Here is a 13688-nt window from a genome sequence, read left to right as displayed (position 1 = left end):
CTCTCCCGTCAGCTGTCGGTCTGTGCAAGAGTTGCGCGGTCGCTGAGAACGGTTGACAGCGGATTTCCAGAAGATTTCCCGCCGTTTCTCCGTCCTCCCCTGTCCTCCGAACCGGCCGCCCGCGCAACCAGCAGGCGAGGGCCCAGGCACACCAAGGACGGTGACCCATGGCGGATGGCGCCATGACCACGACGTTTCTCGCCGTGATAGGCGGAGCGTCGCTGCTCGCCGTCACCGCGCGCCGTCTGCGCCCCGTGGACCGGCTGCCGTCCCTGGAGGGCTGGGCGCTTGCCGACCGCAGCCTCGGTCCGGTGTGGACCTGGCTGCTGCTGGGCGGCACGATCTTCACCGCGTACACGTTCACCGCCGTCCCCGGCCTGGCGTACGGCAACGGCGCGCCCGCGTTCTTCGCCGTGCCGTACACGGTGGTCGTCTGTCCGCTCGCCTTCGTTCTGCTGACCCGGCTGTGGTCGGTGGCCCGCCGCCACGGGTACGTCACGGCCGCCGACTTCGTGCGCGGGCGGTACGGTTCACCGCCGCTGGCGCTCGTGGTGGCGCTGACCGGGATACTCGGGACGATGCCGTACCTGGCGCTGCAGCTGCTCGGCATACGGGCCGTGCTCACGGCCGGGGGCCTCTACCCCCGGGGCGCGGCCGGCGACCTGGTGATGGTGGCGCTCTTCGCGGGGCTGGCCTTGGCGACATACCGGCACGGGCTGCGTGCGCCGACGGTGATATCAGCACTCAAGGCGGTAGCCGTGTTCGTCTCGCTCACCGCCGTGTGCTGGCTGGTTCTGGAGCGGCTCGGCGGGCCCGGCACGGTGTTCGAGGGAGCGGCACGACGGCTGGGTGGGACGGACACAGCCCGCTCCGCCTTGTTGCTCTCCCCCGATCAGCAGCCCGCCTACGCCACGCTCGCGCTGGGCTCGGCGCTCGCGCTGCTGATGTACCCGCACGTGCTCACCGCCGGGTTCGCAGCCGACGGTCCGCGCACCGTACGCAAGGCCGCCGTGGCGCTGCCCGCCTGGACGGCGCTGCTCGCCCTCTTCGGGTTCCTCGGCCTCGCGGCGCTCGCCACGGGGGTGCGAGCGCCCGAGGGCGGGGCCGAGTCCGCCGTGCCGATGCTGGTCGACCGGCTGATGCCGGGGCCGCTCGCCGGGCTGGTGTTCGGGGCGATCACCGTGGGCGCGCTGGTCCCGGCCGCCGTGATGTCCATCGCGGCCGCCACGAGTTTCGTGCGGAACGTGTACGTCGAGTACGTCCATCCGACGGCCACACCCAAGCGGCAGGTGCGCATCGCCAAGGCGGTGTCACTCACTGCGAAGGTGGGGGCCGTGGCGTTCGTCTTCGGGCTGCGCGACCAGGACGCCGTCAACCTCCAGCTCCTCGGCGGCGTGTGGATCCTGCAGATCTTCCCGGCCGTCGCCGTCGGGCTGTTCACCGGTCGGCTGCACGCGCGGGCGCTGCTCGCCGGGTGGGCCGTGGGCATGGCGTCGGGCACGTACCTGGTCGTGCGCGAGGGGTTCTCCTCGGTCGTACCGCTCGGCACCGGCACCGGGCCGCTGGAGATCTACGCAGGGCTCGCCGCCCTGCTGCTCAATCTGACCGTCGCGGTGGCCGGCACCGCGGCCCTCGAACGCCTCGGCGTCCCGCGCGGCACCGACTCGACCGACCTGCCGTTCCGCCTGACCGTCAGGCGGAGTCCGGAGACGGGAGCGAACCATCCATGAGACGCAGACCGCACCCCACGCTGCCGCCGGCACCGGCACCGGCAGGGGCACCGGCGCCGGCCGAGCCGCTCGCCGTCCCGGCCGGCGACCCCGCCGACCTGGAGCGGGAGGCCGGTGTCGCCCGCCTCTTCGAGCTGCACTACTCCTCGATGCTGCGCCTCGCCGTGCTGCTCGGCGCCGACGATCCGGAGAACGTGGTGGCCGAGGCGTACTACCAGATCTACCGCAAGTGGCGGCGGCTGAAGGACGTCGCCGCGGCGGAGGCGTATCTGCGCTCCACCGTCTGCAATCTGACCCGGATGCGCATCCGCCACCTCCAGGTCGCCCGCAGGCACACGGAACGTCCGTCCGAGGAACTGGTCGCCTCAGCCGAGAACGCGGCGCTGCTCCGCGACGACCAGCGGGTGCTGATCGACGCGCTCCAGCGGCTGCCGGCCCGGCAGCGCGAGGCCCTGGTGCTGCGGCACTGGCTCGGGCTCAAGGAGAGCGAGATAGCCGCCGCCATGGGCATATCGGGCGGCTCCGTCAAGACGCACACGGCACGCGGCATCGCCGCCCTGACCCAGGCGATGGAGGCCCGGCGATGACGCATCGAGACGCGACGGAATCGCGTGGCACCAGTCCGGACCGACCCGGGCACGGCCGGACCGAGCAGGAGCTGCGCGAGGCACTGCGGGCCATGGCGGGCGGGGTGCTCCCCGACCCCGACGCGTACCGCGCGGCGCGCGGCGACTGGCTGCGGCGGGAACGCCGGCGGCGGCTCGTGCTCGCCGTACTGATCGCGGTGGTCTTCACGCTGGCCACCCTCATCGGCCTGTGGGTCCTCAACCAGGCCCCGTCGGATCCCGGTGTGATCTTCTCCGGCAGCGCGGCACCGGTCGCCGACGCCACGTCACCCCCCTGGCCCTGACCGGATTGCCGCGCCGACTTGCCGGGCATCCGCACTCCGTGCACCCCCGTATCGAGGACTACGCGCTCATCGGCGACGAACAGACCGCGGCCCTGGTCGGCACGGACGGTTCGGTCGACTGGCTGTGCCTGCCCCGCTTCGACTCCGCCGCCTGCTTCGCGAAGCTGCTCGGCGACGAGGACAACGGCCACTGGCGCATCGCCCCCGTGGGGGCCGACCGGTGCACCCGGCGCGCCTACCGCCACGACACCCTCGTCCTGGACACCGAGTGGGAGACCGAGCACGGGGCGGTCCGGGTCACCGACCTGATGCCCCAGCGCGACGAGGCGCCCGACCTCGTCAGGATCGTCGAGGGCCTGGACGGCGAGGTGACGCTGCACAGCGTCCTCAAGCTGCGCTTCGACTACGGCTCGGTCGTCCCCTGGATGCGCAGGACCGACGGCCACCGCGTCGCCGTGGCGGGACCGGACTCCACCTGGCTGCGCAGCGAGCCGGAAGTGCGCAGCTGGGGCGAGGACTTCGGCACGCACGCCGAGTTCACGGTGCGCAAGGGCGAGAAGGTCGCGTTCGTCCTGACCTGGCACCCCTCCCACGAGCCGCGCCCCCCGCTCGTCGACCCCTACGAGGCGCTGCGCCACAGCGTCGAGGACTGGCGGGCCTGGGTGGCGCACTGCCGCTACGACGGGCCGTACCGGGACGAGGTCGTCCGCTCCCTGATCACGCTGAAGGCCCTCACCTACGCCCCCACCGGCGGCATCGTCGCCGCCGCCACGACCTCGCTGCCCGAGGAGCCGGGCGGGGTGCGCAACTGGGACTACCGCTACTGCTGGCTGCGCGACTCCACCCTCACCCTGGGCGCGCTGCTGGCGGCGGGCTACCAGGCCGAGGCCGAGGCCTGGCGGAACTGGCTGCTGCGCGCGGTCGCGGGCGATCCGGCGGACCTGCAGATCATGTACGGCCTGGCGGGCGAGCGGCGGCTGCCCGAGTTCGAGTTGCCGTGGCTGGGCGGCTTCGACGACTCCTCCCCCGTCCGCATCGGCAACGACGCCGTGAACCAGCTCCAGCTGGACGTCTACGGCGAGGTGATGGACTCCCTGTCGCTGGCCCGCGCCTCGGGCCTGTCCGCCCAGCCGGACGTGTGGGCGCTGCAGACGGCCCTGATGGACTTCCTGCGCAGCAACTGGCGGCAGCCCGACGAGGGGCTGTGGGAGGTGCGCGGCGGCCGGCGCCAGTTCGTGCACTCGAAGGTGATGGTGTGGGTGGCCGCCGACCGGGCCGTGCGCACCCTGGAGGAACATCCGGAGCTGGGCGGCGACCTGGACGGCTGGCGCGAGCTGCGCGACGAGGTGCACCGCGAGGTGTGCGAGAAGGGCTACGACGCCGAGCGCAACACCTTCACGCAGTACTACGGCTCCCGGGAACTGGACGCCGCGCTGCTGCTCATCCCGCGCGTCGGCTTCCTGCCGCCGGACGATCCGCGGGTGCTGGGCACCATCGAGGCGGTCCGCGAGGAGCTGGACCACGGCGGCTTCCTGCGCCGCTACAGCATCCGGGACACCGGCGACAGGGACGTCGACGGGCTGCCCGGCAGCGAGGGCACCTTCGTGGTCTGCTCCTTCTGGCTCGCCGACGCGCTGCACATGACGGGCCGGACGAAGGAGGCCCGCGAACTGTTCGAGCGGCTGGTGGCACTCGCCAACGACGTCGGCCTGCTGTCGGAGGAGTTCGACCCGTTCTCCGGCCGGCAGCTCGGGAACTTCCCGCAGGCGTTCAGCCACATCGGGCTGGTGAACACCGCCCTCGCCCTGTACGGGGCGGACGGGGCAGGATAGGCCCCATGGATCTTGGACTGAAGGACCGGGTGTACGTCGTCACGGGAGCCACGCGCGGCCTCGGCAACGCCACCGCGCGTGCGCTCGTCGCGGACGGGGCGAAGGTGGTCGTCTCCGGCCGGGACGACAGGACCGTCGCCGAGGCGGCGGCGGAACTGGGCCCGAACGCGGTGGGGGTGGCCGTCGGCAACGCCGACCCCGAGGCCGCGGCCCGGCTGATCGGGGCCGCGCGGGAGCACTTCGGCCGCTTCAACGGCGTCCTCGTCAGCGTGGGCGGGCCGCCGGCCGGGTTCGTCGCGGACAACACGGACGAGCAGTGGCAGGAGGCGTTCGAGTCGGTGTTCCTCGGTGCGGTGCGGCTGGCCCGCGCCGCTGCGGCCGAGATGGAGGCCGGGGGTGTCATCGGCTTCGTGCTGTCCGGCTCGGTGTACGAGCCGATCCCGGGGCTGACGATCTCCAACGGGCTGCGGCCGGGGCTGGCGGGCTTCGCGAAGTCGCTCTCCGACGAGCTGGGACCGCGCGGGATCCGGGTGGTGGGGGTGCTGCCCGGGCGGATCGACACGGACCGGGTGCGGGAGCTGGACGCGCTGTCGGCGGATCCGGAGGCGACCAGGGCGGCCGCCGAGTCGAGGATCCCGCTGCGGCGGTACGGGACGCCCGAGGAGTTCGGGCGGGTGGCCGCGTTCCTGCTGTCGCCGGCCGCGTCCTATCTGACGGGGGTCATGGTGCCCGTCGACGGCGGAGCGCGGCACGGTTTCTGACGGCGCCGCGCTCCCCGGCCGCGGGGTCAGCTCACCCTGGCCTCGCCGTGCTTGACGCCCCTCAGCCGCACCTCCGCCGGAAGCGAGTCCAGGCCCGCCGAGTTCTTCGCGTGGGTCAGGGCGCCGGCGGTGAAGTCGGTCAGGGCCGTGCCGGGGTCCACGTGCGGCTCCAGTGTGAGCCGTACGTGGGCCTCGGGGGCGTTGCGGCGGCCCCTGAGGTGGGCGCGCGGCCGGTCGACGCCGTCGATATGGGCGGCCTCCTCGGTGAGGACGTTCTCCAGGGCCCGGCCGCGCAGCAGCGCGCCGTCGCCGTCGCCGGTGTCGACGAGGACCTCGGCGAGGCGGCGCCTGCGGAGCACGGCGACGAGCCACCACAGGGCGAGCAGCAGCAGGATCGCGAGGGCGGCGATGACGACCGGCCACCACCAGCCCTCGTCCTGCCAGCGGGTGCGCTCGGCGTCGCTCAGCAGCACGTCGCTCTTGCTGTCGTGGATCCACCACGAGGGCACCGGCGCGCCGAGGCCGACGGCCAGCACGGACCCGCCCAGCACCAGCAGGACCAGGCCCACGAGGCCGAGGAACACGCGGTTGACGACCCTGAGCACGGCTGCCTCACCCCTTCCGGCCGGGGCGCCGGACGTGCACCGACAGCGCGGGCGGCCGGGCGAGCCCCAGTCCGCTGATCGCGTCGGCCAGCACGGCGTCCAGGTCGGTTCGTACGTCGTCCAGTTCGCGGAAGTGGGACACGGCGCGCACGTCCGCCCGCCTGCGGCGCACCCGTACCCGCGCCGTCTGGACGCCGGCCACCTCCATGGCCCGGTCGCGCAGGGCGGAGGCGGCGGCGTCCCGGTGCAGTCCGGCGCGGACGTCGGCGTGCGTGCGCCGCATCGGGAGCACGCCCCGCAGGCCCGGCGTGGCGGCCAGGATCAGCAGCCAGAGGCCGAGGGCGGCGGCGACCCCGGCGCCGACGAGCACCCAGGTGTCGTCCAGGGGCCGTTCGGCGAGTTGCCGGGCCAGTTCCTTGCGCCAGGCCATGCCGGGGCGGCCGGCGCGCACGGACACGATGTCGTAGAGGAACAGCCCGGTCAGGCCCAGGAGCAGCAGGGCGACGATGCCGGCGGGGACGCGGCGCACCGACCAGAAGCGGCCCGCGCCGCCGCCGCCGTCGTCGGGCGCGGGCGGCGGACCGTACGCGGACGACGACGCCGACTGGTCGAGTGCGGTGCCGTTGTCGTCCGTCCCGGACTGGTCGAGGACGGGCAGGCGCCGGGTCGTGCCGTCGGAGGGTTCCGTGCCCCGGGGTTCGCTCATCGCGTCCTCCCCTGTGCCGCGCCGCGTGCCGCGACGAGGTGCAGCCGCTCCACCTGGACGACGACCTCCGGCACCTGCATGCCCACCAGGGTGCCTACCCGCTCCACGACACGGCGACGCACCCGGCGGCAGCGGTCGCCGATGTCGCAGGGGTAGTCGAGTTCGATCTGGACCCGGACGTGGGCGACCTGGTGGTGGACGGCGACGGTGGCGTGAGGGCTGCCGGCGTCCGGGGGCAGCTTCCCGATCGCCTCGTGGGCCGCCTGCGAGGCGATCTTCGCGACGACCCGGTCGGCGATCCGGGTCGCGCCGCGTTCGCCCGGCGGTACGACCGTCAGCGGTCTGTCGAGTTCACCGGCCCCCGTGCTCACGGGCGTCACCGCCGCCGTTCGTCACGGGACCGGAAGAAGTCGCCGAAGTCCATGTCCCCCTCCAGGAACCGGCCGACGACGAAGCCGACGGCGCCCAGCGCCGCCACCAGCAGAAAGGCTCCGAATCCGCCGAAATACCCGGCGAAGGCCAGCGCCATGCCGGCGATCATGCCGGCAACGCCCATGCTCATGCGGTCCTCAGCTCCTCAGCGGCTGTGTCGTCCGGTGGTCGGTGCCTCACTGGATCCGGCGCTCCGGTTCCTCTTCCTCCTCGTCCGGCAGCTTCACGTCGCTCACCGCGATGTTGACCTCGACCACCTCGAGGCCCGTCATCCGCTCGACGGCCGTGATGACGTTCTCCCGTACGTCGCGGGCCACATCGGCGATCGACACGCCGTAGTCGACGACGATCTCCAGGTCGAGGGCCGCCTGCACCTCGCCGACCTCGGCCTTGACGCCGCGGGTCACCGACTTGGCGCCGCCGGGCACCCGGTCGCGCACGGCGCCGAAGGTGCGGGACATGCTGCTGCCCATGGCGTGCACGCCGTCGACGTCGCGGGCGGCGAGGCCGGCGATCTTCTCCACGACGCCGTCCGCGATGGTGGTCCGGCCCCGGGAGCCCGGGTCCCCGCCGCTGCGCTTGACCAGCGGGCTTCTGCGCGCCGCCGGCGATTCGCTCTCCCCGCCCCGGTTCTCGGTCATGTCTGTCATCGCCGTACGTCCTTTTCGGTCGTCGTCCTGCGACCACCGTAAGCACGGTTACGTGGGAGCGCGCCCCTGATACGGCAGGCTGGAGGAATGACGGCCGAGCGATGGGCACAGGCAGTGAGACATCAGCTGGGTATCGGCAGGCTGCTGCCGCTGGGTGACGCGCGCGACGGCGCGTGGGTCGCCGAGCGGGCGGTCGAGGCGGTGCTGCGGCGCGCGGCGCTGGACGCTCCGGGAGTGCGCGTCGAAGCGCTCCGGGTCGTGCGCCCCGAGGCGGCGGACACCGCGGAGCCGGCCGTACCCGCTCCCCCGACGGCCCTGCCGCCGGGGCCCTTGAAGGTGACGGCCGAGTTCGCGGCCACGGCCTCGGAGCCGCTGCCGGCGACGGCGTCCCTGCTGCGGGCGACGCTGGCGACCGCGGCGACGCAGCGGATCGGGCTGACGGTGACGGAGGTGGATCTGCGGGTCACGGGCCTGCTGGAGCAGGGCGAGGACCGGGCGGAGCCGGAACAGCCGGCCGGGCGCCTGCCCGAGCCGTCCCCGGCGTCCCCGCCGCGGGACGGCGACGAGGCCCGGGTCGCGACCGCCGCGCTGGAGGTCCCGGGTGTCCTCCATCTGACGGGCATGCTGGGCCACCCGGTGCACATCGGCGACCTGCCGGGCGAGGCCGAGCTGCCGCACCGCCATGTCCGCGTGGAACTGGCGGTGGGCGCGGACCGGCCGGCCCGGGAGGTGGCCCGAGAGGTCCGGGCGGCGGTGGCGGGGTGCCTGCCGGACCGTCCGACGGTGGCGGTCCTGGTCAGTGCGATCGCCTGAGGGACGTTCCGGCGCCGCCACCGCCGGGGCGGCTCAGTCGCCCACGCCCGCGAGGTCGCGCAGCCGCCGTGCCTGTGCCTGGCGCTCCGCGCCGCGCTGGGCCTCGTAGGTGCGGTCCTGGGCGCCGCGCAGCAGCGCCTTGGTCTCGATGACCGCGTCGCGGGGCGCGGCGAGGACGGCCGCGACGAGGTCGCGGACCGTGTCGTCGAGCTGGCCGGCGGGCACGGCCACGTTGGCGAGCCCGGCGCTGACGGCCTCCTCGGCCGTGACGAAGCGCCCGGTCACGCAGATCTCCAGCGCGCGGGCGTATCCGACGAGTCCGACCAGCGGGTGCGTGCCCGTCAGGTCGGGCACGAGTCCGAGGCTGGTCTCACGCATGGCGAACTGCACGTCGTCGGCGACGACGCGCAGATCGCAGGCGAGGGCGAGCTGGAAGCCCGCCCCGATGGCGTGTCCCTGGACAGCGGCGACGGAGACGATGTCGCTGCGCCGCCACCAGGTGAACGCCTCCTGGTATTCGGCGATGGTCGCGTCCAGCTCGGCGTCGCCGCCCCGCGCGAGGTCGACGAACGACGGTTCCCCGTCGAAGCCCTCCGGCGTGAACGCCTGCCGGTCGAGCCCGGCCGAGAAGGACTTGCCCTCGGCCCGCAGCACCACGACACGGACGGAGCCCGGCAGCAGCCGGCCGGCCTCGGTCAGCGCCCGCCACAGAGCGGGGCTCTGCGCGTTGCGCTTGGCCGGGTTGGTCAGCGTCACCGTGGCGATCGCGTCGTCGACGGTGAGCCGTACGCCGTCCTTGTCGAGTACGGGAACGAGGTCCTGGTCGGGCGAAGCCATGGGACGCCTCCGATGTGTGCGGTCGTCTTCCGTGCCGCACGACGGCGTCACCGCCCTGGCACGGCACAGCTAAGTGACTGCACAGTAACCACCCGGTCGATCAGTCCGCCGACCGGGTGGCCACCATCGAAGCCGTGGGGCCACCCGGGGTCAGGCCGTGGCCTTCTTGCCCCGGGTCGCCCCGCCACGCCCTCGCAGCGTGACGCCCGACTCACTGAGCATGCGGTGCACAAAGCCATACGAGCGGCCGGTCTCCTCGGCCAACGCCCGGATGCTCGCACCGGCGTCGTACTTCTTCTTCAGGTCTGCCGCGAGCTTGTCGCGCGCGGCGCCGGTCACCCGGCTGCCCTTCTTCAGAGTCTCGGCCACCCGTGCCTCCTCATGGGAAGTGCGCTCTGGTCTCCTCATGATCACCCCTCCGGGCCCTGATGGCCACCCATTCGGCAAGGTCCGTGAGACAAGGCCGTGACGACAGGAGCACATCCCCACATCCGGAATACGAAGTTCCGATGAGTGCCGTCCGTACGGCCGAACGGATTGCCCCGGGAAAGACCAGGTCAGAACGGCGCGGCGGCCGAGCCCGGAAGAATCGGGGGCTCGGCCGCGCAATGGATGTAGGACACACCTCGGTACGAGGAGATCTCACACAGATGATGGATCACCGATGGGCCGAATGATCCATACGCCGTTGATCACATGTTCGATCAAGTGGTGCTGACGCTCAGGCCAGGGCGACGAGGTCCGCGTAGTCGGCGCCCCACAGGTCCTCGACGCCGTCGGGCAGCAGGATGATCCGCTCCGGCTGGAGCGCCTCGACCGCGCCCTCGTCGTGCGTGACGAGGACGACCGCGCCCTTGTACGTGCGCAGCGCGCCGAGGATCTCCTCGCGGCTGGCCGGGTCGAGGTTGTTGGTCGGCTCGTCGAGGAGCAGCACGTTCGCCGAGGAGACGACCAGGGTGGCCAGCGCCAGACGGGTCTTCTCGCCGCCGGAGAGCACCCCGGCCGGCTTGTCGACGTCGTCGCCGGAGAACAGGAACGAGCCGAGCACCTTGCGGACCTCGACCAGGTCCATGTCGGGGGCGGCGGAGCGCATGTTCTCCAGGACCGTGCGGTCCGGGTCGAGGGTCTCGTGCTCCTGCGCGTAGTAGCCCAGCTTCAGGCCGTGGCCGGGGACGACCGCGCCGGTGTCCGGCTGCTCGACGCCGCCCAGCAGGCGCAGCAGGGTGGTCTTGCCGGCGCCGTTGAGGCCGAGGATGACGACGCGGCTGCCCTTGTCGATGGCCAGGTCGACGTCGGTGAAGATCTCCAGCGAGCCGTAGGACTTCGACAGGCCCTCGGCCATCAGGGGCGTCTTGCCGCAGGGCGACGGCTCCGGGAAGCGGAGCTTGGCGACCTTGTCGGACTGGCGCACCGCCTCCAGGCCGGAGAGCAGCTTGTCGGCGCGGCGGGCCATGTTCTGCGCGGCGACCGTCTTGGTGGCCTTGGCGCGCATCTTGTCGGCCTGCGAGTGCAGGGCGGCGGCCTTCTTCTCGGCGTTGGCGCGCTCGCGCTTGCGGCGCTTCTCGTCGGCCTCGCGCTGCTGCTGGTAGAGCTTCCAGCCCATGTTGTAGACGTCGATCTGGGCGCGGTTGGCGTCCAGGTAGAACACCTTGTTGACGACCGTCTCGACCAGGTCGACGTCGTGGGAGATCACGATGAAGCCGCCGCGGTAGGTCTTGAGGTAGTCGCGCAGCCAGATGATCGAGTCGGCGTCGAGGTGGTTGGTCGGCTCGTCGAGCAGCAGGGTGTCGGCGTCGGAGAACAGGATCCGGGCCAGCTCGATACGCCGGCGCTGACCGCCCGAGAGGGTGTGCAGGGGCTGGCCGAGCACGCGGTCGGGCAGGTTGAGCGCGGCGGCGATGGTGGCGGCCTCGGCCTCGGCGGCGTACCCGCCCTTGGTGAGGAACTCCGTCTCCTGGCGCTCGTACTGCTTCATCGCCTTCTCGCGGGTGGCGCCCTTGCCGCTCGCGATGCGCTGCTCGTTGTCGCGCATCTTGCGGATCAGGACGTCCAGGCCGCGCGCGGACAGGATGCGGTCGCGGGCGAGGATGTCGAGGTCGCCGGTGCGGGGGTCCTGCGGGAGGTAGCCGACCTCGCCGGAGCGGGTGACGGTGCCGCCGGCCGGGATGCCCTCGCCGGCCAGGACCTTGGTGAGGGTGGTCTTGCCCGCACCGTTGCGGCCGACCAGGCCGATGCGGTCGCCCTTGGCGACCCGGAAGGTGGCGTTTTCGATGAGGACGCGGGCACCGGCGCGCAGCTCGATACCGGAGGCGGAGATCACGGACAGACTCCAGGGCGGATATGGGGGCGGGATGGGCGGCTGAGGACGTTCCCGCCGTCTAATGCGCGAGGAGAAAGGCCATGGGGGACAGTCTAACGGGGGCGTGCAACCACTTTTTCTGCGTGCGGGTGTTCGAGGCGGCGGTGCCGGCCGGAGGCCGTTGTCGGTGTCCGGTGCGAGACTGAGCGGCAGATCCGGACCACCGGATCTCCGGCGACCGGACACGAGGGAGTGATCGGTATGGCAGGCACGTCCGGCGGGCGTCCGAGCATCTACCCGACGCTGCTGTACACGGACGCGAAGGCCGCGATCCGCCAGCTCACCGAGGCCTTCGGCTTCACGGAGCTGGCGGTGTACGAGGGCGAGGACGGCTCGGTGACGCACGCCGAGCTGGCACAGGGCAACGGCGCGGTGATGGTGGGCACCAGGGGCCGGGGCGGCGTCTTCGACGCGGCGATGAAGGACGCGGGCACGACCGGGGTGTACGTCGTGGTGGACGACGTGGACGCGCACCACCGCCGCGCCGCCGAGCACGGCGTGGAGGTCGTGATGCCCCCGACGGACCAGGACTACGGCTCGCGGGACTACATGGCCCGGGACCTCGAGGGCAATCTGTGGAGCTTCGGGACGTACGCACCCGAGATACCGGGCTGGCGCGCCGAGGAGCGGGGCTAGCTGCCCCCGGTGTGCACCTGGAAGGCGGCCCGGCGCACGGCCTTGGCGAGGGCCGGGTCCGGGTGGGCCGCGGCGAGGGCGACCAGGACCTGCACGGTGCGCGGGTGTCCCACGGCGCGCACCTCGTCCAGCAGCATCGGGACGGTCGGCTGCACGGCGGACTCCAGGTGCCGCACGAGCAGCGGGGCCTCCCCGTGGTCGGCGACGGCGGCCGCGGTGTCCACCCACAGCCAGGTCGCCTCCTCCCGGGTGAGGACCTCGTGGGCGTCCTCCGGGTCGGCGCCGTCGTGCTCGGCGAGCCACAGCAGCGCGTAGGGCCGGAGCGTGGGCTCGTCCAGCGCGGCGCGCACGTCCGGCTCGGCGGGGGCGCCGACGACGCGCAGGGCCTCGAAGGCGAGCCCGCGCAGCAGGGCGTCCTCGCCGCGCGCGGCGCCGAGGAGCTCGGTGACGGCGCTGCCGACGGGGCGGGCGGCGAGCCAGGCGCGGTACTCGGCGCGGGCCGCGTTCGGCCGCAGCTGGGCGCAGCCGCGCAGCATGTCCTCGGCGGCCTGCTCGATGTTCCCGGCGGGGCTCTGCGCGGCGACGCAGATCTGCTCCAGCTTGACCCAGACGGCCCAGCTGCCGAGCGGGGTGAGCGTGGCCTGGCCGTCGCCGTAGGTGAGGGCGCCGACGGAGGCGAGGGCGCGCAGGGCCCAGTCGAGGAGGGGCGCGAGCGGGGCGTCGGCGGGCTCGGCCTCGGCCGTTCCCGGCTCGGGCTGGGGGCCGTAGGGGATCTCGCAGCGGGCGGTGCGCAGCTCGGTGACGCGCTGCTCCAGCAGGTCGAGAAGCTGCTCCACGGGGACGGGGCCGGCGGACAGCTGGAGGAAGGAGAGTGTCTGCGGCATCGCCGAGACGACCTCGGCGACGGCGGCGGGCTCGTGGCCCTCGGGCTCCGGGTAGGCGAGCGACCAGGCGTCGAAGAGGGCGACCCAGCCGCGCAGCACGGCACTGTCGTCGCGGTTCCAGGCGCGCAGCCGCCAGCCGGGGCGGGCGCTGTCGCCGTGCACCTCGATGAGGCCGGCGAGCCGGGCGGTGTCCCAGTCGGCTCTGACCTGAGCCGGGGTCAGGCCCAGGTCGCGGGCGGCCCGTTCGGCGGTCGCCTCGGAGAGGGTGGCCTTGCCGTCGGCGGTGGCGCTGTCGCGGCCGGGGCCGAGGGCGGCGTCGGCCCAGCGGGCGACGCGGGCCGCGGCGGCCAGTCCTGAGCGCGCCATTCTGGCCAGCTCCGCCGGTGCCGGGGTGCCCTCCGGGGGGCGTGGCGCCGGGCGGCGGGAGCGCCGCTGGTTCATCGCTCTGGGGGCGGCGGCCAGGGGTCGCGGGCGGACGAGTCGGAGCCTGGAGTCGCGCGGGATACGGGACGTCACGGGGGCAGTCTTCCGGT

The 13688-nt window shown here is 73.3% G+C and carries 16 protein-coding genes; 7 read left to right on the top strand and 9 right to left on the bottom strand.

What is annotated here, in order from left to right; translation table 11 throughout:
• Nucleotides 1-167 precede the first annotated feature (167 nt).
• The 5 genes from ABZY20_RS03390 to ABZY20_RS03370 are packed head-to-tail and all read left to right on the top strand — an operon-like array spanning nt 168 to nt 5233.
• The gene (locus ABZY20_RS03390; RefSeq protein ID WP_356435850.1) at nt 168-1730 is read left to right on the top strand and encodes a sodium:solute symporter; all 1563 of its coding nucleotides are present in this window, start codon (nt 168-170) and stop codon (nt 1728-1730) included.
• Entirely contained in the window at nt 1727-2317 is a 591-nt protein-coding gene (locus tag ABZY20_RS03385; protein ID WP_356435848.1) for a sigma-70 family RNA polymerase sigma factor, read from the top strand. The genes ABZY20_RS03390 and ABZY20_RS03385 overlap by 4 nt, the downstream gene beginning before the upstream one ends.
• The gene (locus ABZY20_RS03380) at nt 2314-2640 is read left to right on the top strand and encodes a hypothetical protein (RefSeq protein WP_356435845.1); all 327 of its coding nucleotides are present in this window, start codon (nt 2314-2316) and stop codon (nt 2638-2640) included. The genes ABZY20_RS03385 and ABZY20_RS03380 overlap by 4 nt, the downstream gene beginning before the upstream one ends.
• A gap of 38 nt (nt 2641-2678) precedes the next feature.
• Nucleotides 2679-4472, top strand: a complete 1794-nt coding sequence (locus ABZY20_RS03375; protein ID WP_356435842.1) for a glycoside hydrolase family 15 protein — start codon at nt 2679-2681, stop codon at nt 4470-4472.
• A gap of 5 nt (nt 4473-4477) precedes the next feature.
• Nucleotides 4478-5233 (top strand): SDR family oxidoreductase, encoded by a 756-nt coding sequence (locus ABZY20_RS03370; protein WP_356435839.1) that lies wholly within the window; start codon nt 4478-4480, stop codon nt 5231-5233.
• Between the two features lie 26 nt (nt 5234-5259).
• On the opposite strand, the gene amaP is transcribed toward ABZY20_RS03370, so the two are convergent.
• The 5 genes from amaP to ABZY20_RS03345 are packed head-to-tail and all read right to left on the bottom strand — an operon-like array spanning nt 5260 to nt 7626.
• Nucleotides 5260-5838: an alkaline shock response membrane anchor protein AmaP gene (gene amaP / locus ABZY20_RS03365; RefSeq protein WP_356435836.1), complete on the bottom strand. Its 579-nt coding sequence runs from the start codon at nt 5836-5838 to the stop codon at nt 5260-5262.
• Between the two features lie 7 nt (nt 5839-5845).
• On the bottom strand, nt 5846-6544 hold the full coding sequence (locus ABZY20_RS03360; protein ID WP_356435833.1) for a DUF6286 domain-containing protein: 699 nt from the start codon (nt 6542-6544) through the stop codon (nt 5846-5848).
• The gene (locus tag ABZY20_RS03355; RefSeq protein ID WP_356435830.1) at nt 6541-6924 is read right to left on the bottom strand and encodes a hypothetical protein; all 384 of its coding nucleotides are present in this window, start codon (nt 6922-6924) and stop codon (nt 6541-6543) included. The genes ABZY20_RS03360 and ABZY20_RS03355 overlap by 4 nt, the downstream gene beginning before the upstream one ends.
• Nucleotides 6921-7106 (bottom strand): hypothetical protein, encoded by a 186-nt coding sequence (locus tag ABZY20_RS03350; RefSeq protein WP_311683857.1) that lies wholly within the window; start codon nt 7104-7106, stop codon nt 6921-6923. The genes ABZY20_RS03355 and ABZY20_RS03350 overlap by 4 nt, the downstream gene beginning before the upstream one ends.
• A gap of 46 nt (nt 7107-7152) precedes the next feature.
• Nucleotides 7153-7626: an Asp23/Gls24 family envelope stress response protein gene (locus ABZY20_RS03345; protein ID WP_356435827.1), complete on the bottom strand. Its 474-nt coding sequence runs from the start codon at nt 7624-7626 to the stop codon at nt 7153-7155.
• An 87-nt stretch (nt 7627-7713) separates the two neighbouring features.
• On the opposite strand from ABZY20_RS03345, the gene ABZY20_RS03340 reads away from it, so the two are divergent.
• Entirely contained in the window at nt 7714-8439 is a 726-nt protein-coding gene (locus ABZY20_RS03340) for a nucleopolyhedrovirus P10 family protein (protein WP_356435824.1), read from the top strand.
• Nucleotides 8440-8472: 33 nt separating this feature from the next.
• Here ABZY20_RS03340 and ABZY20_RS03335 read toward each other — a convergent pair whose 3' ends face one another.
• The 3 genes from ABZY20_RS03335 to ABZY20_RS03325 all read right to left on the bottom strand — a co-directional run bounded on the left by ABZY20_RS03335 (nt 8473) and on the right by ABZY20_RS03325 (nt 11596).
• On the bottom strand, nt 8473-9276 hold the full coding sequence (locus ABZY20_RS03335; RefSeq protein ID WP_356435821.1) for an enoyl-CoA hydratase/isomerase family protein: 804 nt from the start codon (nt 9274-9276) through the stop codon (nt 8473-8475).
• 150 nt (nt 9277-9426) lie between these two features.
• Nucleotides 9427-9645, bottom strand: coding sequence for a helix-turn-helix domain-containing protein (locus ABZY20_RS03330; RefSeq protein ID WP_010037790.1), 219 nt, complete (start codon nt 9643-9645; stop codon nt 9427-9429).
• Nucleotides 9646-9997: 352 nt separating this feature from the next.
• On the bottom strand, nt 9998-11596 hold the full coding sequence (locus ABZY20_RS03325; RefSeq protein WP_356435818.1) for an ABC-F family ATP-binding cassette domain-containing protein: 1599 nt from the start codon (nt 11594-11596) through the stop codon (nt 9998-10000).
• A 240-nt stretch (nt 11597-11836) separates the two neighbouring features.
• On the opposite strand from ABZY20_RS03325, the gene ABZY20_RS03320 reads away from it, so the two are divergent.
• Nucleotides 11837-12271 carry a VOC family protein gene (locus ABZY20_RS03320; RefSeq protein WP_356435815.1) on the top strand — a complete coding sequence of 145 codons (435 nt, stop codon included), beginning with the start codon at nt 11837-11839 and terminating at the stop codon, nt 12269-12271.
• Here ABZY20_RS03320 and ABZY20_RS03315 read toward each other — a convergent pair.
• On the bottom strand, nt 12268-13671 hold the full coding sequence (locus ABZY20_RS03315) for a hypothetical protein (RefSeq protein WP_356435813.1): 1404 nt from the start codon (nt 13669-13671) through the stop codon (nt 12268-12270). The two genes, ABZY20_RS03320 and ABZY20_RS03315, sit on opposite strands and share 4 nt — an antisense overlap.
• Between the last annotated feature and the right edge of the window lie 17 nt (nt 13672-13688).

It is taken from the genome of Streptomyces sp. NPDC006624 (genome assembly GCF_040611555.1).
Taxonomy (GTDB): Bacteria; Actinomycetota; Actinomycetes; order Streptomycetales; family Streptomycetaceae; genus Streptomyces.
Note: the sequence above shows the minus strand (reverse complement) of the source record. Positions and strands in the feature narration are given on the sequence as shown.